General features: G+C 30.0%; 23 protein-coding genes and 2 pseudogenes (1 of these 25 cut by a window edge). All 25 read right to left on the bottom strand.

Annotation, left to right across the window (positions count from 1 at the left end):
* Positions 1-716, bottom strand: the 5' portion of a protein-coding gene (locus BBG48_RS05825; protein WP_068912788.1) for a heavy metal translocating P-type ATPase. The gene continues 1,129 nt to the left of window position 1, outside the view; only the first 716 of its 1,845 coding nucleotides appear in the window; its start codon is at positions 714-716; its stop codon lies off the left edge, out of view.
* Positions 717-731: 15 nt separating this feature from the next.
* Complete coding sequence (locus tag BBG48_RS11640) at positions 732-953, bottom strand: cation transporter (RefSeq protein ID WP_068912786.1); 222 nt, start codon at positions 951-953, stop codon at positions 732-734.
* A gap of 145 nt (positions 954-1,098) precedes the next feature.
* Complete coding sequence (locus tag BBG48_RS05815; RefSeq protein ID WP_068912785.1) at positions 1,099-1,467, bottom strand: ArsR/SmtB family transcription factor; 369 nt, start codon at positions 1,465-1,467, stop codon at positions 1,099-1,101.
* 135 nt (positions 1,468-1,602) lie between these two features.
* Positions 1,603-1,734 (bottom strand): DUF1413 domain-containing protein, encoded by a 132-nt coding sequence (locus BBG48_RS05810; RefSeq protein WP_442778138.1) that lies wholly within the window; start codon positions 1,732-1,734, stop codon positions 1,603-1,605.
* A gap of 262 nt (positions 1,735-1,996) precedes the next feature.
* Positions 1,997-2,430: pseudogene (locus tag BBG48_RS05800) on the bottom strand (DNA cytosine methyltransferase).
* Positions 2,411-2,947 (bottom strand): DNA-methyltransferase, encoded by a 537-nt coding sequence (locus BBG48_RS05795; protein WP_068912783.1) that lies wholly within the window; start codon positions 2,945-2,947, stop codon positions 2,411-2,413. Before BBG48_RS05795 ends, BBG48_RS05800 begins: the two are co-directional and overlap by 20 nt.
* A 20-nt stretch (positions 2,948-2,967) precedes the next feature.
* Positions 2,968-3,135 (bottom strand): hypothetical protein, encoded by a 168-nt coding sequence (locus tag BBG48_RS05790; protein ID WP_243446750.1) that lies wholly within the window; start codon positions 3,133-3,135, stop codon positions 2,968-2,970.
* Entirely contained in the window at positions 3,128-3,334 is a 207-nt protein-coding gene (locus BBG48_RS05785; RefSeq protein ID WP_006702354.1) for a helix-turn-helix domain-containing protein, read from the bottom strand. The genes BBG48_RS05790 and BBG48_RS05785 overlap by 8 nt, the downstream gene beginning before the upstream one ends.
* 178 nt (positions 3,335-3,512) lie before the next feature.
* A pseudogene (locus BBG48_RS05780) lies at positions 3,513-3,833 on the bottom strand (single-stranded DNA-binding protein); the annotation flags it as partial.
* Positions 3,834-3,938: 105 nt separating this feature from the next.
* A complete protein-coding gene (locus tag BBG48_RS11130; RefSeq protein ID WP_199560387.1) occupies positions 3,939-5,120 on the bottom strand; it encodes an FRG domain-containing protein in 1,182 nt (393 codons plus the stop codon).
* A gap of 172 nt (positions 5,121-5,292) precedes the next feature.
* A complete protein-coding gene (locus BBG48_RS05765) occupies positions 5,293-6,135 on the bottom strand; it encodes a nucleotidyl transferase AbiEii/AbiGii toxin family protein (RefSeq protein ID WP_068912779.1) in 843 nt (280 codons plus the stop codon).
* Positions 6,132-6,719, bottom strand: coding sequence for a type IV toxin-antitoxin system AbiEi family antitoxin domain-containing protein (locus tag BBG48_RS05760; RefSeq protein WP_116170942.1), 588 nt, complete (start codon positions 6,717-6,719; stop codon positions 6,132-6,134). Before BBG48_RS05760 ends, BBG48_RS05765 begins: the two co-directional genes overlap by 4 nt.
* Before the next feature lie 497 nt (positions 6,720-7,216).
* On the bottom strand, positions 7,217-8,893 hold the full coding sequence (locus BBG48_RS05750; RefSeq protein WP_068912776.1) for a recombinase family protein: 1,677 nt from the start codon (positions 8,891-8,893) through the stop codon (positions 7,217-7,219).
* 97 nt (positions 8,894-8,990) lie between these two features.
* A complete protein-coding gene (locus tag BBG48_RS05745) occupies positions 8,991-9,152 on the bottom strand; it encodes a hypothetical protein (RefSeq protein ID WP_000368174.1) in 162 nt (53 codons plus the stop codon).
* Positions 9,153-9,836: 684 nt separating this feature from the next.
* Positions 9,837-10,538 (bottom strand): replisome organizer, encoded by a 702-nt coding sequence (locus BBG48_RS05740; RefSeq protein ID WP_068912774.1) that lies wholly within the window; start codon positions 10,536-10,538, stop codon positions 9,837-9,839.
* An 81-nt stretch (positions 10,539-10,619) separates the two neighbouring features.
* Entirely contained in the window at positions 10,620-11,690 is a 1,071-nt protein-coding gene (locus tag BBG48_RS05735) for a PDDEXK nuclease domain-containing protein (protein ID WP_068912773.1), read from the bottom strand.
* Between the two features lie 412 nt (positions 11,691-12,102).
* Positions 12,103-12,657, bottom strand: coding sequence for a PcfB family protein (locus tag BBG48_RS05725; protein ID WP_068912771.1), 555 nt, complete (start codon positions 12,655-12,657; stop codon positions 12,103-12,105).
* A gap of 183 nt (positions 12,658-12,840) precedes the next feature.
* Positions 12,841-13,014, bottom strand: a complete 174-nt coding sequence (locus BBG48_RS11125) for a hypothetical protein (RefSeq protein WP_199560386.1) — start codon at positions 13,012-13,014, stop codon at positions 12,841-12,843.
* 73 nt (positions 13,015-13,087) lie between these two features.
* Complete coding sequence (mobQ, locus tag BBG48_RS05720) at positions 13,088-14,722, bottom strand: MobQ family relaxase (RefSeq protein ID WP_116170941.1); 1,635 nt, start codon at positions 14,720-14,722, stop codon at positions 13,088-13,090.
* Positions 14,723-15,056: 334 nt separating this feature from the next.
* Positions 15,057-15,347 carry a DUF3847 domain-containing protein gene (locus tag BBG48_RS05715; protein WP_068912768.1) on the bottom strand — a complete coding sequence of 97 codons (291 nt, stop codon included), beginning with the start codon at positions 15,345-15,347 and terminating at the stop codon, positions 15,057-15,059.
* Positions 15,348-15,607: 260 nt separating this feature from the next.
* On the bottom strand, positions 15,608-16,144 hold the full coding sequence (locus tag BBG48_RS05710) for a hypothetical protein (RefSeq protein WP_147292834.1): 537 nt from the start codon (positions 16,142-16,144) through the stop codon (positions 15,608-15,610).
* A gap of 26 nt (positions 16,145-16,170) precedes the next feature.
* Positions 16,171-16,755, bottom strand: a complete 585-nt coding sequence (locus BBG48_RS05705) for a hypothetical protein (RefSeq protein WP_068912764.1) — start codon at positions 16,753-16,755, stop codon at positions 16,171-16,173.
* Positions 16,756-16,779: 24 nt separating this feature from the next.
* On the bottom strand, positions 16,780-17,628 hold the full coding sequence (locus BBG48_RS05700; RefSeq protein WP_068912763.1) for a hypothetical protein: 849 nt from the start codon (positions 17,626-17,628) through the stop codon (positions 16,780-16,782).
* Positions 17,629-17,673: 45 nt separating this feature from the next.
* A complete protein-coding gene (locus tag BBG48_RS05695) occupies positions 17,674-18,234 on the bottom strand; it encodes a C39 family peptidase (RefSeq protein ID WP_068912761.1) in 561 nt (186 codons plus the stop codon).
* Positions 18,235-18,386: 152 nt separating this feature from the next.
* The gene (locus BBG48_RS05690) at positions 18,387-18,617 is read right to left on the bottom strand and encodes a helix-turn-helix transcriptional regulator (protein ID WP_068912759.1); all 231 of its coding nucleotides are present in this window, start codon (positions 18,615-18,617) and stop codon (positions 18,387-18,389) included.
* Positions 18,618-18,696: the final 79 nt, after the last annotated feature.

The raw sequence follows: 18,696 nt of genomic DNA, 5'->3' as shown, positions 1-18,696 counted from the left end.
GCAATTATAACCACAACCGGTGTATAATATCTCGCAAACTTCGTAATAAATTGTTCTGAATTGGATTTTTTACTACTTGCATTTTCAACTAAATCAAGAATTTTACTTACAGTAGATTCTCCAAATTCCTTGGTAACCTCTGCTGTAATAACCCCATTAATGTTGATGCACCCACTTAGGATATCACTTCCAACTTCTACTTCACGAGGAACAGATTCGCCTGTTAGTGCCGATGTATCAATCATTGAACTTCCCTCAATTACCTTGCCATCAAGAGGAATTTTTTCTCCTGCTTTAATTACAATAATATCTCCAATTTGTACTTCATCTGGGTCAACTTTGACAAGTTCATCACCTTTTTTAACATTTGCATAATCTGGTCGAATATCCATAAGGCTTGCAATTGACTTTCTCGACTTGCCAACTGCATAGCTTTGAAACAGTTCTCCAACTTGATAAAACAGCATAACTGCAACACCTTCAGGATACTCACCAATAAAAAATGCACCAATTGTTGCAATACTCATTAAAAAACTTTCATCGAAAACTTGACCTTTAAAAATATTTTTTACAGCTCTTTTTACAACATCTCCACCTACAATAATGTAACTTATTATAAAGAGAGCAATCTGTAACCATTCGTTATTTAAACTAAGCAATACTGCTGTAGCTAACACGGCTGCACCAATAATTATTCGCCATAGTCGTTTTGACATACTAAATAGCCTCCTTTAAGCCTTTTTCATAGTTGTATCGGGTTCGATTTTTTTAACTATTTTTTCGGCCTCTGCTATTATTGTTGGCATTTTTTCATCCTCACCATCAATAACGAGTTTTGTGGTCATAAAGTTAACAGTAGCTTCTTTCACTCCATCAAGCTCATTAATAGCCTTTTCCATTTTTGCCGCGCAATTTGCACAATCTAAACCTTTAAGTATAAATTTCTTTTTCATTATTAAATCCTCCTAAATATTATTTGTAATTTTATTTTGAATACTACAAGTCTTTTTCAAATTTTCTTGAAGCATTGCTCATTTGAAATGAAGACTTAAATATATGCCCAAATATCTTCAAAAAATATTCTATTCTACCGCATTACTACTTCTCGTTGATATGAATTAGACCTTGGTCAAATATTTCTCTTACATGGTCATCAACTAATGAATAATATACTACTTTGCCTTCTTTTCTGTTTTTCACTAAATTAGCTTGTTTTAAGACTCTCAGCTGATGGGAAATTGCTGATTGTGTCATGTTAAGTAATACAGCGATATCACAAACACACATTTCAGCTTCATGTAAAGCCCATAATATCCTGATTCGTGTTGAATCTCCAAATACTTTAAATAATTCTGCTAGATCATAAAGGCTTTCTTCTTGAGGCATTTTATCTCTAACTTGATTTACAATATCCTTATGAATTACATTGCAGTCACATCTTTCAATTGAATTAAATTTTTTAGTCATATTATCACCTCCTTTTAAATCATTTCATATGAATACTTGGACAATCATTCATACGTTGTATATTTATTATATTATTGTTTTTCTCTTGTGTCAATAGTTATATGAGAATTTATTCAAGTGTTTTTTTTATATTATTTAAAATATCTCAAAAACATCTACTAAGACATTAGTACAGTCCTTTCTCGGTATCCTGTTCCATACATATCCTTTAAACAAATCCTTAAAAATAAAGACTTCTCCTTCGTACAAGTTTTCGGTTTCTTTAATAGCTTCATCTAACAGCTTATTACATCACTCATGTGGTCAACTCCTTATCAATAACCTTATAAACAACATTTTTGATAATATCACATGTATAAATCATGTAAAAGTCAATGCAAAAACCGCCAATCAAGAGAACCTAACTCTTAATTGACGGTTTATATTAGTATTAAATCATACTTCCATTTCAATTCCAGATTTAAAGCATATTACAAAGTGGTCATCATAAACACTAACATTCTGGATAATCTTCCTTACTAGGGTATCATCATAACGTGTAACCATTACTGGAACATAAGCTATAAATTTCGTCTTTAAAATGTCCGTTATTTGCAGTTAATATGTTGGGTACATTTTCTAGCACAAAATACTTCGGTCTAACAACACTAACTACCTCAAAAAAATATTTAAATAAATAATTACGTGGATCATCCATTATTTTTCTTTTCCCTTTTTGAGAAAATCCTTGACAAGGTGGTCCCCCAACAATTACGTCTATATTTTTATACTCATTAAAAACATCATCAATATCTAATTTTGAAATATCTTCATTAATCATTTTCACTTTAGGATGATTTTTTTATAAGAATTAGCTATAGAATAGTCAACTTCATTTGCTAAAACAATTTCAAATCCTGAGTCGAAAAATCCTTTAGATAGTCCACCAACTCCAGAAAACAAATCAATAACTTGTCTTTTCATCTTCTCCCCTCATATTCGCTAATTTAGCATATTTTTCTTCTAATTCAACACCGATAAAATTTCTATTTAATCTATAGCTTGCAATTGCAGAAGAACCGCTTCCTAGAAATGGATCTACTACTAAATCGCCCTCATTTGAAAGCAATCTTATAAAATGTTCGAATAATATAATTTGCTTTTGTGTTGGATGTTTACCTAATTTCTTTTCCCTAGCAGTCGTGACAGATGTTTCAATATAGTCTAGAACCAATTTACCTTTATTATTGAATGTTCCTGTTTTTGTTTTATAAGTAAAATATATCCAGCACTCATTTGAATTAACAAAATGTAAATTCATATTTCTAGGCATTGGATTTGTTTTGTGCCAAATTCCAGTGGTTTTATAATAAAAACCAAATTCATTTGCTATTTCAACAAGAGTTTCAACCCTTAATATTGACATAAAAACTATCATGGAAGCACCATTCTTAAGTATCCTACTTGATTCTTTAAAAACAATCTCATATGGTCTTTCCAATCATTAAAATCTAAATCATCTCAACCAGCAGCACCAAAAAAATTAGAACGCATTTTTTGTAGATTTGTATCTCTCCCGTTCATAAAATTCGCAATATTATATGGAGGATCTGTAATAATTAAATCAACCGTAGATGAGTCTAACTTCCTCAATTCTTCTATGCATTCTCCATTTATTATTTCAATCATTTTTAATACACTCCATAATTTCTGATATGTCGCAATCCAATGCATCACAAATTCTGAGCAAAATATCGGTAGTTACATTCTCACCATTCTTTAATTTATAAAATGTACTCCTACTTACATTTGCTTTTTCCATAAGCTCATTATGTTGCATATCTAAATCAATAAGTTTTTTAAATAACCTTTTATAACTTAATTCCATATAACCTCCAAGATTATTTTTTCGATAGCTAATCTCGTACATATATACATTAAAAAAATACTTATGTTTGTTATTACATACAAATTTATTATAACATTAACTATAGGTTATTTTCTATCGCTTGATATATCACTTTAAATGAGCAAAAAAATAAAGGCAGTCCGAAGACTGCCAATATTTATCTTTCTGCACCTTTGCTATAGTCTTTCTTGTTTGGCTTTGCTTTGTCATCTGTCTTAAAGCTTTTTATTTGCCCTAATATAGACTTTTTATCTTTATCTTGACTCTTTACTTGTTCTTTTGCTTTTAAGAGCTTAGAAGACAAAATACGAACATTTTTGTGTTCCTTCCCGTTGTTATCAATACTTGTTTTTACTTGACCAAATATTTTAACAAAATCGCCTTGTTTAAGATTCTCTAAATCTTTTGTCTTATCTCCATAGGCTGAACAATTGGTATAAGCTTTATTTCTATCGTCATCTTTATAAATAATTGAAAATTACTTACTTTAAAGTTTTCTATAGTATCGTATTTGACTCCAACATTGATTCAATTTTAAATATCTTCTTTGTTTAATGTAGAATTTATATAAAAGGATAATTTCTTATACCTCTTCTATATAAAAACCTTCTAGTAATTCAAATTTTGATTTTCTTACTTCACTCTTTTTATACACATATTTTGCTATGTTATCAGGATCGTTAAATAATTTTTTTCTATTTATGCCCAATAAATCTAAATCTTTTACAATTTCTATTTTATTTTCAATTTCTATGGAAATATCAGGAACTATTTTCTGTATATAGTCTCTCTTTTCTTGTCTATTCAAAATATTAAGTGGTGAATATAAAATATTTTGATAAATAAATCTACCAGATTGTAATGTCATTCTATCAAAATTAATATTAGGATAATATAATATCATTGGAAAATCAGGTACTTCATAAATATTATTACTATACTTTTGAATTAACAAATATATAAAAGTTGTTAGATATATTATTACATAATCTTCTAATTTCTGTACTTTCAGTTCAAATGAATAATTTGTTAATTTTGATAATTGAAAAAAAATATCCCTCCACATATTCATCTCTTCATTTTTATCATTAAGAAATACTTGAAGTAGCCTTTGGTTTAATTCATTTGGTCTATCCATAATGTATCCCTCTTTAATCCCCTTATCATACCAATCTACAGATTTTATTATTTCAGACGTATATACATTGCGTTTACTTTTTTTTAATAAAACTTTGATCATATTTAAATTATTAGATAATGAAATTATGAATCCTTTTCTATTATACTTATAGAATTCTAATAATTTATTATAAAACAAAACTCTTATTTCATTTTTTTCGATTAAATCATTATAAAAGTATTGTATTTTTCTTCCCGAAATTTCATCACTAAATTTTATAAAATTACTTTTCTTAAATATATGAATATATCCTGTGTATTCAAAGTTATCACAACATGAAAAGTATAAAGCTACTAAAGCTGAACTTGTAATATCTATTAAATTTGTAGGCAATCCATGGTGTTGTGAATAAGATATAAAATTTGACTTTTCAATATCACTTAATTGTGCACTAACCTCATAGAAATATTCATCTATCATCTCATCAATTATAGATTTATCTGAGTCATTAAAATTATCTCTATAACACGATGCTGCAATATTTTTATATTTCCTAGATTCTCCCCTAAAATATGCATCCAATAAATTTTTTTCTTTAAGAATTTTAATATAGTCATATAAACTGCGAGCTCTTAATACTTCCATACTACCTCCTTATTGTTTACACTTTTTTATTATCTACTTAGGCTGAACAATTGACATACAATTTTTTAGTTTTAAATACTCTGATCAAAAGGTAAAAAAGAATTAGATTAATTCCACTTCTTTTTTACTTAATATTTTCTTGTCTATGATTTGCCAGACAGTGTCTGTTAAATTACATCTCATTAATCCTATTTGATAAAATTGTAACTACACCAACAACCTTATCAAAGGTCAGATCTCCAATATACTTATTTTCACCGAGATATACTACCCACAAGGATCTTAGGTAAGAATCATCTTTTATGTCCTCGATTATTTCCTTATAGTCTTTCATTATCTCCTGACTTTCTCTTTTCTTTGAGGTTCTCTCTATTGCTTCTTTTAAAACTTTATAGTCTATCTCATCTTTTTTCAGCTTGTAGAGGGTGTATAGGTCGTAAAAGTCTCTCATTCGTGTTGTCGTTATATTTCTTCTGATTATGGTTTCGTATTTTTCTGCTAATATTGTTTCTAATGGATATGCCATTATTTTTATATTTTCTTTGCTAAAGATACAGGGATAGGTGTATTCTATTTCTCTTGGTGTTATTGCATCTCCTGTTGTTAGGTCTAGTTTCATAGGGTTTTTGGTTTTTCCAACATTTGCTATTAATGAAATTCTAAAGTTCTCGTACTCATCCTCTTCTCTAATATAGCTAATGTCCTTTATTTCAAATCTTATTCCATCATCTACATTGATATTTATAATTTCTTGAACTATTTCTTTTATTTTTTCTTCTTTTAAAGCTATGCCTTTAATGGTTGTATCCATGTCCATAGTTGTTCTATTTTCAATCCCGATTAAAGATGATATTAGGAATCCTCCCTTTATTACAAAATTGTTTTTGTATGGTGATTTAGATAGTCTTTCTAAAAATCTTTCAAAAAAATATATTTGCAGAACTTCTTGTGACTTTAGATTTTTCTTCTCTGCCAGACTTCTTATTTTGCCCTTTATACTCTCGATATTAATCACAATAATACCTCCATATATTTCCTAATTTCATCTTCTATTTTAAATAGTCTGCTGTATTTTATGAGTCGTCTTAGGTTTTTATTTGGTGATTTAAAGTATCTTTTTAAGGCTTCTGTGAAAATTTGCTTATCTATCTTTTCTCTGTCGATTATGATGTCGCAAATTGTTCGATCTATATCGTAAACTGGGATAAGTTTACCTTGTGGTGATTTTATTTCTGTCTTTCCTAGTTCGTATAAATCTTTTTTTACATAGTGAACTTGTAGGTCTTCATATCTTTTCTTGATATGGCTGGCATTGTAGCCTTGGGGTACAGATATATGAAATACATTTGGAGTCCTATCGGATAGGTCGTGAAGGTAGAGGGCTGTTTGATGGGAAAATATAATTCGATTACTATTTGATGATATTAAAATAAAATCGTCTATAACTTTTCCTTTTAATTGATATAGTCCCGGTCTTAATCTTTCTAATTGTCCGATTTTTGTTAATTCTGATAAATTATGCCTAGTATATCCAAGTTTTTCTGCTTCTTTGTTAGTTATTACTAAATTTTCTTGTATATATTCTTTAAGTGTATTCATAGTCTACCTCCTCTCGTTTACGCTTTTATTATATGTTATAAAAGCGAATGTGTAAAGTTAACTATGAGAGTTTTAAATTTTGAAAAGGATGTAACGAATCCTTACTCCCTTTCTAAAATTATTCTTTCTTAACTCAATATTACTAATATTATTATAGTTACTCTCCGATATTCGGAGTTCTAGAAATCTGTTATTAGGAGTTCTTGAATTCCGATTTTCGAAAGTCTGGACTTCTGCTTTTCAGAGATCAGATTTTTATTATTAGTAATATTTAAAATTTATATGTACCAACTTTTTAGAAAAAAAAGAGCAGCCTTTTAAGCTACTCTTGTAGAAAGTACAAAATGAGTTAATTATATTTTTTGTGTTTCCTCATACCAGTTGCAAAACTACTCTTACGTCCATGTAGTTTTTTTGAGTCTTTTTGACGTATCCTTCTTCATCTTTATCGAAGACAAAATGCTTATAAAACTGCTTGAAATGAAGGATTTCTAAATTTACATCTTTTGTATCAACGCTATAGCTTCAACTTGTTCATTATTGTCCAAACTTATATTCAAGCCATCGTCTATAATTGGGAGCTTGAAAGTAATTGATTTTAGCCATTGTCCGTTAGGTTGTTTTTCTTCATAAATTTGAATTTCAGAAATCAAAGCTGTAATTAACTGCCTACGCTCTACATCATTCATAACTTTATAGAGTTTATCAAAATAGATCAGAATCTTATATATGTTATCTCCTGTGAGTTTTTCAGCTTCAATAGTCTGTTTCTTTGCTTTCGCATCAATTAGTGATGATTCTAATTCATCTATTTTGTCATACATACGATATAGTCTATCATCTAAATCCTGTTTCCTTCTCTTATAATGCTTATCTTCAACATCTAAATTATCTATTTCCTCAATTAGCTTAAACTTTGTAGAATGACTCTTCCTCAATTCCTTTTGGTAATTATCTATTTCTTTTTCTATTTCAGAGGTATCCACCTTCATGTTGATTTTTTCTTGCATCATAGAAGCAAATTTCGGATTACTTACTATCTTGACAATCACCTCTGCAACAGCATCATCTAACAATTCTTCTCTAATTTGCTTACTGAATGTACACTTATGACCTCTTATCATCTGCCTATGTTTACAACCATAGTAATAAAAATCTTTATATTTTGTGCCATCTTTCTTTTTCTTGGTACACTTGTTTCCAAACATTCCCACTCCACATATCGGGCATTTTACAATCCCAGAAAGCAAGTGTGTGCGTGTATCTTTTCCTTTATTCACATGCTCATATTTCTTTGCTTGAGATTTTAACTTAACTTGAGCAGCTTGCCAAACTTCGTCGGAAACTATAGCTTCATGTATCCCTTCTGATATTAGATATTCATCTTGTTCAACCTGCTTATATTCATTTCTTGTACCATGAACTTTTTCTAAAGTTCTTCTTCCAAATGCTATTTTCCCATTATATACAGGATTCTTTAATATCTTTCTTATAAGACCTGCATCAAACAAAGGATTCTTACCATTCTGTCTTGGAATTTTTCTAATTCCATGATTCTCTAAGTATTTAGATAGCCCATTGGCTCCTATCGTAGTATTTACATACTGGTCGAAAATCGTTCTTATGGCAACTGCCTCTTCCTCATTTATAAACAGCTTGCCATCTTCAAGTTTATATCCATACGGAGCAAAGCCACCATTCCATTTTCCTTCCCTTGCTTTTTTAATTCGACCTTCCATTGTTTGAATACGAATGTTTTCTCTTTCTATTTCAGCCACAGCTGATAAAACAGAAATCATTAGTTTCCCAGCATCTTTAGATGAATCAATGCCATCTTCAACACAGATAAGATTAACTCCATAATCCTGCATTATCTGAAGTGTAGAAAGAACATCAGCTGCATTTCTTGCAAATCTTGATAACTTAAACACAAGAACAAAAGATACTCCATCTTTTCCAGATTTTATATCTTCCATCATTCGATTGAACTGTTTTCTACCTTCAATAGACTTGCCAGACTTTCCGGCATCTTCATACTCTACGACAATTTCGTAATCGTTGTAAATAGCAAAAGCTTTCATTCGTGATTTTTGTGCCTCTAACGAATACCCCTCTATCTGTATTGACGTAGATACTCGTGTATAGAGGTATACTTTTATTTTTTCTTTTAACATAGCATTAACCTCAATATAACTTTTCTATATCATATATAAACTTTGATTTTTGAATTTAAGTTTGGACTATCATTTCAAGTATATTATAACACTTTTATTAATCCGTCTCAATTTGTGTTTTTGCCATGTCAAAACTATTTTTCATCTCTTGATTTTTTGCTGGCGTTGGATCGGGCAGATTATCTAAATCTAAAGCACCAGCATATTTTGCAATCAGATTTGCTATTAAATCAGCCAATCCATTCCAGTCATTGTCCAATATATACCTCCTCTAAAGTTTTATATCTAATAATTATTTGTTTAATTAAGTTTTACGACATTGACAAGTGCTTTGGATTAGCAACATAGGAATCTCACCTCCGCCTCTATTCCGGATGAGCCGGCTTCAACCTTAGAAGTATCATTATCCTCATTTTCTTCATAGCGGATAGGGTATCCCTCCCTATATTCAAACTCTTACTTATCGCTCTCTTTCTTTTTGCTTAGCAGAACTTTTTTTGCCGAATTATTCAGCCGAAAGATCTTGGCGGATAGGTTATTACGCTCCAAAAATAATTAACGTCTTGTCTTGGTCTATTCAATTGTTAAGGTTCAAAATTTATCGAGAGCTATTAGTCTTTTTAAAATTTGATCCTCAGAAAATATTTATCTTGACGAAACAAAATTCTATAAATTACTCTCTTATACTTAACAGTGAAAAGAAGTCTTTCTTGGTAACCAATTTTGAAATAGAATTTGCTTATATAAAAAGGTCCAATTCCCACTGCATAAGTAGCAGTGAAAATTAGACCCTCTTGGTAATTGTCATCTAGAAGTCTTCTAGCATTTCTTTAATTTTCTAATCGCCTTTTAAGTGTCATATTTATATTTTTATTATCTCTGGCATACTTTGATACCTTTTTAGACTTAAAGTCTTTAATAGTGGCTTTCCACCTATTTTTATCTATAAAGATTCGCCTACATCATAGTTCATTTTTTTATTTAAACCTTTCTGTCTTAGTTTTTCTTTATCTTCTTCATACCATTTTAAGATTGTCGCATAGTGGTTTTTATAGGTCTTGCCACTGCTTTCCATGTATCTGGATAGTTTATTTATCATTATTTCTGTGTGTGAGTTTAATTTTTCTTTAAGATTTTTATATTCTTCTTTGCTTAACCTTACATTTTTGTATTGTCCATAAAAGATGGGGGTGGACTGTTCTTCTCTCCCCTTATCTATACTAACCTTATCTAATCTACCCTTACCTATACTGGGTTGACCACTTGACAACCTTTGGTTAACCAGATGACAACCAACTTTTTCTTCTGAAATATATGCTCCATTTTCCGTTTGATAAAGCTGCTGTTTCTGCTCTATATACATTGTTGGCTTATATCTGTCTTTTCTGATAAAGTTATTTATCTTCCAATGAGTAATGACTATAATTCCCTGATCAAAAACTATCAAAAAGCCTTTGGCAATAAGTATTTTTAGGTCATCTTCATTTGCTCCTATGATTTTGATGATTTTCTTAGGATTATTTACAAACCCGTCATCATCTGCTCGCATTGATAGATGAAAATACAGGCATTGACTACTTAGTGGCATATCCAAAAATAAGTCGCTATCCACTATCTTTAGTGAAAACATTCTTTTATCTGCCATGCTCTCCTCCCTTTCTTCAAATAAAAAAAGACGATAGTTTTTACTTCTACCGCCTTGCGTACATTTATTATGTTTTCAAATTTATTTTAGTTCGTTTTCAATTTCTTCTATGGTTGGTAATGCTCCCTTTAACCTTTCAGGAATTAAGTTTTGTAGTTGATATTCTGAAATTCCAATAGGCTCTCTGGAGCTTTCAGAAGCATATTTTGCCAATACATTATCCTTTGTCTTACAGATTAAAAGACCTATTGTTTGATTATCCCCATCTCCCTTTAATATATGGTTTACAGATGTTACATAGGTTCCAAGTTGTCCTATATCCGCAGGTTTAAATGCGGAAATTTTAACCTCCACAACTACATAGCAATGTAGCTTAATGTTGTAGAATAACATATCAATAAATTCTTCTGAATTTCCAACTACAAGTCTATATTCTCTGCCCACGAACGAAAAACCTGTCCCTAGCTCCAATAAGAATTTTTGAATATTATCCATCAAAGCGTCTTTCAATTCTTTTTCGTCATAATTTTGCCTTATAGCTATAAAGTCAAAATTATACGGATCTCTTGTCATTTCATTGGCTAAATCACTTTGGGTCGCAGGCAAATTATTTGTGAAATTTGTTATTGCTTTTCCTTGTCTCTCAAATAGATCTGTATCCAAGAAATTTAAAAGCACAGCTCTACTCCAGCTATTTTCTAATGTCTTAGATATAAAGAAAAATGCTTTATTTAAATTTCCCTCACATCTATCCATAATATATCTTTGATGTCCCCATGGGATACTAAAAATCATATTAAAATCTCCGCCGACTTTAGATATTTGTAATTCGTCCACAGCTTGTGGACGATTTAATGGCGAATACATTTCATAAAATTTTTTCATATATTTTAAATTAGTAACAGAAAATCCTTTAACATTTGGAATTTCATTTTTTAAATCCGAACTTAATTTTTTATAGAATCCGCTTCCCCATCTGCTTTCTGCCTTTAAGCTAATAATTTCTTCTCCTAAACTATAGTAAAACTTTAGCATTTCAGAATTAACCGAAACTGCTGCTTTAAGTTGCCTGCTTGTATATGATTTTTTTATTTTCTCAAGCATTTTTATATATTCACTATCTCCTATAATAGCTACATCTTTTTTATCCATTCTAATCACTCCAATCTGATTTTCATTTTATTCTGTTTCTTACACCAATGGTGGGAGTTTTAATTTTTTATTATAATCAGCTTACAGTTAACAAGCTCATTTTATCATTACACATTTAGTTTAATTAATGTGATTATACCAAAAATGTTAAATCTTTTCTATCTCTCCCTCTATCTCTTTATCTATCTCTATATCTTTCTCTATCTCTTGTCGGACATGGGTTGGACTCATTAAGGACAATATCCTATGTTTATTTTGTCTGTGAAAAATTCCTCTTTTAATTTTATCCAATAATATCTTTTGTTTGTTGCCATATCTGCTCCTTTCTTGATTTTCGATAATCGAAATTCTTGATTTCCGATTTTCGGAATTCTGGACTTCTGCTTTTCGGAAGTCTTGTTATTATGGTTATTTAAGGGTGTAACTTTTCGTTACTCCCTTGGATTTCTCTGGTCATATCTTTTTTGTTTGGTTTTACTTTTTCTTTTACTTTCCTTTTTACTTTTTCTTTTGTCTTATCCTTGTTATTGGATAGGTCTTTGTATTTCTTTATTTGTTTTAGGATACTTTCTTTTTCTTTTTTATTTTCCTTGGCTATGACTTGCTTAAAGGCATATTCCATTACTTTTATGTCTTTGGCTTGGAAGAATATTTCATAGTTTTTGCTTTCTTTGTTTTTCATTACTGAGAAACTTACTCCAAGTTTGTTTAGTTCTTTTTTTAAGTCTTTGAGGCCGCTTTGATCTATGCTTATATTTTCTAGTTGTCCTTTCTTGTAGAGGTCTTTTAGTTTCATTTCATCTCCCATAAGACTTTTTAGGTTGCCATTTGCTTTTTCTAAAGTATCATTCATCTTTTTTCTTATTTCTTTGTCTAAGTTGATTGATTCTTTTGCTGCCTTTATTGTGTATGTTATTATGGTTTGTGCTGCTTGACCTGCTTCTTTGCTTATTTCTTCGTTTATCATGTTTTCTCTCCTTTGTTTGAATTAAAAAAAGGGAAGTATAGGCTTTAATTTTTCTATACTTCCCTTTGATTATTTTTATTTTATTGTTGTTGGTGGTGGAATGCTTTATTTTGATGTTTTTATAGCTTACTTAGGTATTTGTACCTTTTATACTTTAAAATATCTTACAATACCTTTCCACCTTTAGTAGTTTGTGTGTGTTCTTTTATCTGATAGATAGTTTTTCATGTTGGAATATAATATCTGCACTTCTTCATTGTTCATTGATTTTATTTCTTCTGTGCTTTTATATGTTTTGTATGTTCCATCTTGATCTGCTTTTATAAGTTCATTTATTAGCTCTTGCCTTTTATTCATCTCTATTACCTCCTAGATCTGCCTTTATTTTCTTGGTCATATTATAGCTTGGATAAGATATTTTTACCAGGTCTTATCTTTCTTGATTTTTGTAATAGTCTTTAATTGTCTGCCTTTTTTCATTAAACTTATCACTGTCTTGCTTGTATTCTTTTATCTTTTCTATGATACTTTCTTTTTCTCCTCTCTTGATTGCCTTGTCAATTTCTATGGATAGGTCGATACCATATTCTTTATTCACTACTTCTACTGCATATTTAATATGATTTATTTCCTTGTATCTTTCCCTTATCTTTTCTGACTCTGTATTTAATTTACTGATTTCATCTTCTAAGTTTTTAATTTCTCCTAACCATTCTTTTTCTCTTAAATTTTTCTTTCCACTTATTTTTTCAATTAAGGTTCTTGCCCTTATATATTGGTCTATTTCCTTTTGATTATTCTTATAGAAGCTTTCTTTGAATATTTTCTTGCTTTCATATTCTTGATAGGTTGCTTTTGTTTTTCTTACAGTCTTTGCATAGGCTAAGCACTTATTAAGGTCTTCTATCTTTTGACTGTTTTCTTTTATGGTCTTATATATTTCAGAGTTTTTACTTCTTAGGGTATTTATATGTCCTTGCAGGTCTGATATGGTTTTTATTTTGTTTTCTCTTAGATAATTTATTCCACTTGCATATCTTTTTAGATCATAGATTGCTTTGTTTCTTTTACCATAAAATAATAATTCAGCTCTATTATTTTCTTGCATTTCTTGATAGAAGCTTAAATATTCATAGAGGTTAAAGAGTCCTGATTCATTTTCTATTTGCTTTTTACTTTGGTCTTTATATTCCCTATATGATTCTTTTAGCTTATCTTTAAAGCCTGCTAACCATGATGTTATTTTCTTTATTTCATTGCCTATGTTTTTTAATAGTTCATTTTGTTTTTTTATTTCACGATTTATATCTCCTTTTTCTGTTCTTATTCCTTTTCTTTCCATTGCACTAGCACTTGCTCCTAGATGTATTGTTGGTATTTGTTTTATGCCTTGCCTTTTAAAACTCCTATGGTCTACTCTTTTTTCTATCTTGTTTTTTGCTAGGTATTCATTGCAAATGTCTGAAAAATTTTCTCTCCATTTTTCTACATTGCCCTTATCATTCCAGGTTGTTAGTTCTACTTTTCTTGTCTTAGGTTTTCCATTTTTGTTTAAAACTTTTTCTCCTTTTTCATCTAGGATATATTCTTTTTTACTTTTTTGCCCCCATGTTCCATCTTCATTTATTGGTCTTACTATGGTCATTATATGAGCATGGATATTTTGATTTCCTTCTCTACTTTCATCATGAATTGCTAGGTCTACTATCATTCCCTCTTTTACAAAATTGTTTTGAACATATTCTTCTATCATCTTTTTATTTTCTTCTATGCTTAACTCTTTTGGTAGAGATATGATAAAGTTCCTTGCAAGTTGGGCATTAGAGTTTTTCTCAAATAGTTCTACCGAGTTCCACAAGGTTTTTCGGTCTTTATATTCTTCTGGTGCGTGATCTGGCAAAAATATTTCTTTGCTAATTACTCCTTGTTTTTTGGTGTAGTCATGGGTTACTCCGTCCCATTCATTTTTTATTTTTTCTCCACTTATATATGCTGCACTTGCTACTGCACTTTTTCCTTTTCCTCTTGATATTATGTTTACTGAAAAATGAAAACTGTCTGCCATTTTTATCACTTCCTTTCTTTTTTTGTTGTTTTAGGTGGAGGCTTAATAGATTTTCTATATCCACTTTCTGAATGAGCGTTTTGAAATGATAGAATAGAAAAAGCCGACTACTGAATTAATTTTTGTTGTTTCAGTATGTCGGCTTAATTGTTTTGTTCATTTCAAATTTTAAAAGTCAAGGGCGAGCGTTAGCGAGTTTATTTACCCTTGACTTTTAAAAAGCGAATGGTTGTTGCTCCCTGCAAGGGTTTGGCTCCGCAGGACGCAAGCACCCTTTAGGGTGTATAATTGCGCCCTTAGAAAATCTAAGGGAGATTTGGTTATTTAATTTTTCTTAATTTTCTCTCATTATTTTTAGTGTTTCTTTAAATTCTTTTGTCTTTGTTGCTTCTTCTAGTAGGATTTTCATTTCTTCATCTGTTAGTTCTTCTGCGTTTTCTATAAGGCTTTCTAAGATTGCTCCTCTTGTTATGAGCCTATGAGTTCTTTCTTTTCTTCTTTTTACTATGTCTTGTTTTAATATCTTTTTTTCTTGATTTTTTAGTTGCCTTAATCTTTCTTCTGTATCGTCAATTTTATCTTTTATTTCTTTTGACTCTTGTCTTATTTGTTCTAGTTTTTTCATATATAACTCCTTTCTTAAAATAAAAAAGAGATAACATTTCTGCTATCTCTCTCAAAGTTTCATTATTAAAATTTTAAGTCTTTTGAAATATCATCTATATTTCTATAGTGATTTTCTATTTATTATTTTTTCAAATTCATCTTACTTTTCTAATTTTTAATAAGCTATCAAATTATTTAAAAAAAGAAGAACGACTAAGTTTTTTAATCTTAATCGTTTTTCTCCAGATTTGTGATTATCTAGTATTGTTTAAAAGTTTTTTAATTAGCACTTTCATCACCATTAAACTCACAATTTGTTTTCCCTTTATGATTGCAACTTACAGTAATTGTAGCAGATGAAGAAAGAGTATCACCCCTAATCCCTTCTTTATAAAGCTCAAAAGTTCCTACCACTTTTGCTAACGTAGGAGAAACTTGCTCTTGAGATCTTGCACCTTTTACACGCCAACCATCGGCAACATTCCAGATACTATTCTTACAACTTATTACATTACAAATGGTTCCATCATATGTGAATTTTCCAGTAGTCTTAAACTCTCCAAGTGTTAAATTGTTTGATTTTAAATAAAATCGTCCAGATTTTGATGCAGATGCATTTTTATAACTAAAAATAGTTATTGGTTGGTCTTTATAAATTTCTATGCCCACTTTAGGATTGTTTGTATCTAATAGTATCGAGTCTCTCTGTGTAAGTTTTATTGAATAAGTATCATCTGCAAATACATTTGTTGACAACATAGTTAAGATAAGTATTACCGACGCTGAAATAATATATCTCTTGAATTTCGTATACATATGACTAATTTCACCTCCAAAAAACATTAAATTATGCTTGATTCATCATAATTTCCAGAAAAACTAATTTGTCCATTTTTAGTGCATTTTGCACTGCAACTCGCACTGTTATTATATTTCCCATTTTTATAAAGATTGTAGTCCCCTGTTATAACAGCACTTCCATTGTCATTTTCTTGATTATTCAAGCTATATCTTCCGCTCCATCCAGAATGCGCTGAATTATGATATCCGCTTGAACCTGTAGGTGTGGATGTTTTTCCATTGTATTCAAAAGTTCCATCTAACCCATACACCGATATAATTTCTTTGTTAGAAGTCAAGCGAAACCAGCCTTCCATAGAAAAACTTTTTGCACTCGCACGATTTAAACCATTAATTTTAATTACAATTTCCGTATAAACTTCTTTATTTATATCTACTTTAATAGGAATTGTTGTAACTCCATTTTGACAAATTATATCATCCGGATCAGCCATCTGAAGTACCTCTTCAAGAGATATCTGAAATGATGAGCTTTGCAGTTCGGTATTTAATTCTGACGCAAATGAAGTTGTAGAAAATGTAAGCAGCAATGTTAAAGCTGTTAAGATTGATAAAATCTTCTTCATATGATATATTCCCCTTTCTAAGTTTTACTCATTTATTTTTTTCTTTTTTAAATAAAACATATAAGCTACAATCACTAACGTCAAAACTACACTAAATGCTATCATAATATAGTTTATATCTGTTTCTATATTTGCAGCTTCTCCAGCTATATTCGGATCTTCATCTGGTAAATCATTAGCAATTTCTTTTATTTGTTTATAACTATAAATATAAGAATTGTTTTTTGTACTATAATTGATTAAATCCTTCTCCTTAGTTAATGTAGAAAGAGGAACAATACTTTCTATTATTCCATCCTCGTTAGGAATAAGTGCGACAACATCTTCAAAAATTGGTAAGCTACCAACTAACATTGTGCCTTCTGGAATTACTCCAATCAAACTTTTTAGTTTCCTTTCATAGTCAAAATTCAAATTTCCGTTTTCATAAAAATAAACACTGGAAACAATCCATTTTCCAACATTATCTAAAACCTCTTGCTGTTCTTCTAAAGAAAGAACCTTTTTAGAGTTTTCACTTAAAGGTAAACCTTTTTGAAGGTTGACCACTATAGTGCCATCAGATACATCAATTGGCAACAAATAAATATAATTTTCAGTTTCAAGAGTTTCCTTGATTTTATCTGCTTTATTTGTGGATAATCTAAATATATTTGTATCCACGTACACTTTATATGCTTTACTATAATCAATGTCTTCCGCTGTAACCTTTATATCTCTATTTTCATATATTTCATTCACAACCGTAACAATTTCATCTGAAATATCCATAACTTCATTTTCCACATTACTGGATAAATCCGATGCAAATGCACTGATGGAAAATGCAAACACAATCAATAAAGTTGATAAAAAAACAAACATTCTTTTCATGTTTACTACCTCCTATCTCATATTGATTACTAAGCTTTTTATTAACTATTTTCTTAAAACAGTTCTTTCGTAACAACGTGTTCCAAGTGTTCCAGTTGTACCATTTACCAAACCAGTATATGAGAAATATTGTTCGTCAATATTAGGCGATGGATCTAAGATATAAATGTAGTTCGTGGAACCCGTCTTATACCCACTAGCAACAATGACATGACTTATTGAACCATTTTGACCTTGTAGCCAAATAACAAAAGGGTTACTATTATCAATTTCCGTTTTACAAGAATTAAAGGAAAGTGCATTATCTTTACTTTTGAAAGTTACGCTGTCAACAGATGCGTATTTTATTGCATCACAAACATTGGAAATGTTTCCTCCTTGATTATTTGTGTTCCCCTTAATTTTCCTAACAATATCATATTGATCACGATTGCTAGCACTATTATAATATTTGCCTATCATCTCTGAACACGCTGCCCAACACCATTTTGTTTTATTTTGATCAATCTCTGAGACACCTAGAGTTCTAGAAGCAGCAAAAACGGGAACCACAAAAGAAATAATCAATAAGACAGCCATAATAAATATCGATACTCTTCGTTTCATAAATAACCCTCCTTATAAACTTATATCCGATAATTAAATACTATAAATGTTTAGTAAAACTCCAAAATGATTTATCTCCATTCTTATACCTTTGAGGATTTTTGTAATTCATTAACAACACCTCCATTTTACTAAATATAGTCATATAATTCCTAACAACAATTACGACTATGACATTTATATGTTTCTTTTCCATCTAAATCAAAAATCTTATACATACAAACTCCTAAAGCATTTGCTATATCGTTAGCAGTTTTAAGACTCGGAATTGTTTTCCCAGTTTCTATTTTATTAATACTTGTCCTTGATATCCCTACTTTTTTCCCAAGTCTATGTTGCGATAACCCTAAAGGTTTACGGTATTTCTCGATTCTATTATTCATAATTTCACCTTTCTTTGGTTAACTATAGTTAACATAATTTTGTTCTAATGTCAATACTTTTCATGTTTTTTGATTACCT

Source organism: Criibacterium bergeronii, from assembly GCF_001693775.2.
GTDB lineage: Bacteria > Bacillota > Clostridia > Peptostreptococcales > Filifactoraceae > Peptoanaerobacter > Peptoanaerobacter bergeronii.
This window is presented reverse-complemented; position numbering and strand designations above follow the sequence as displayed.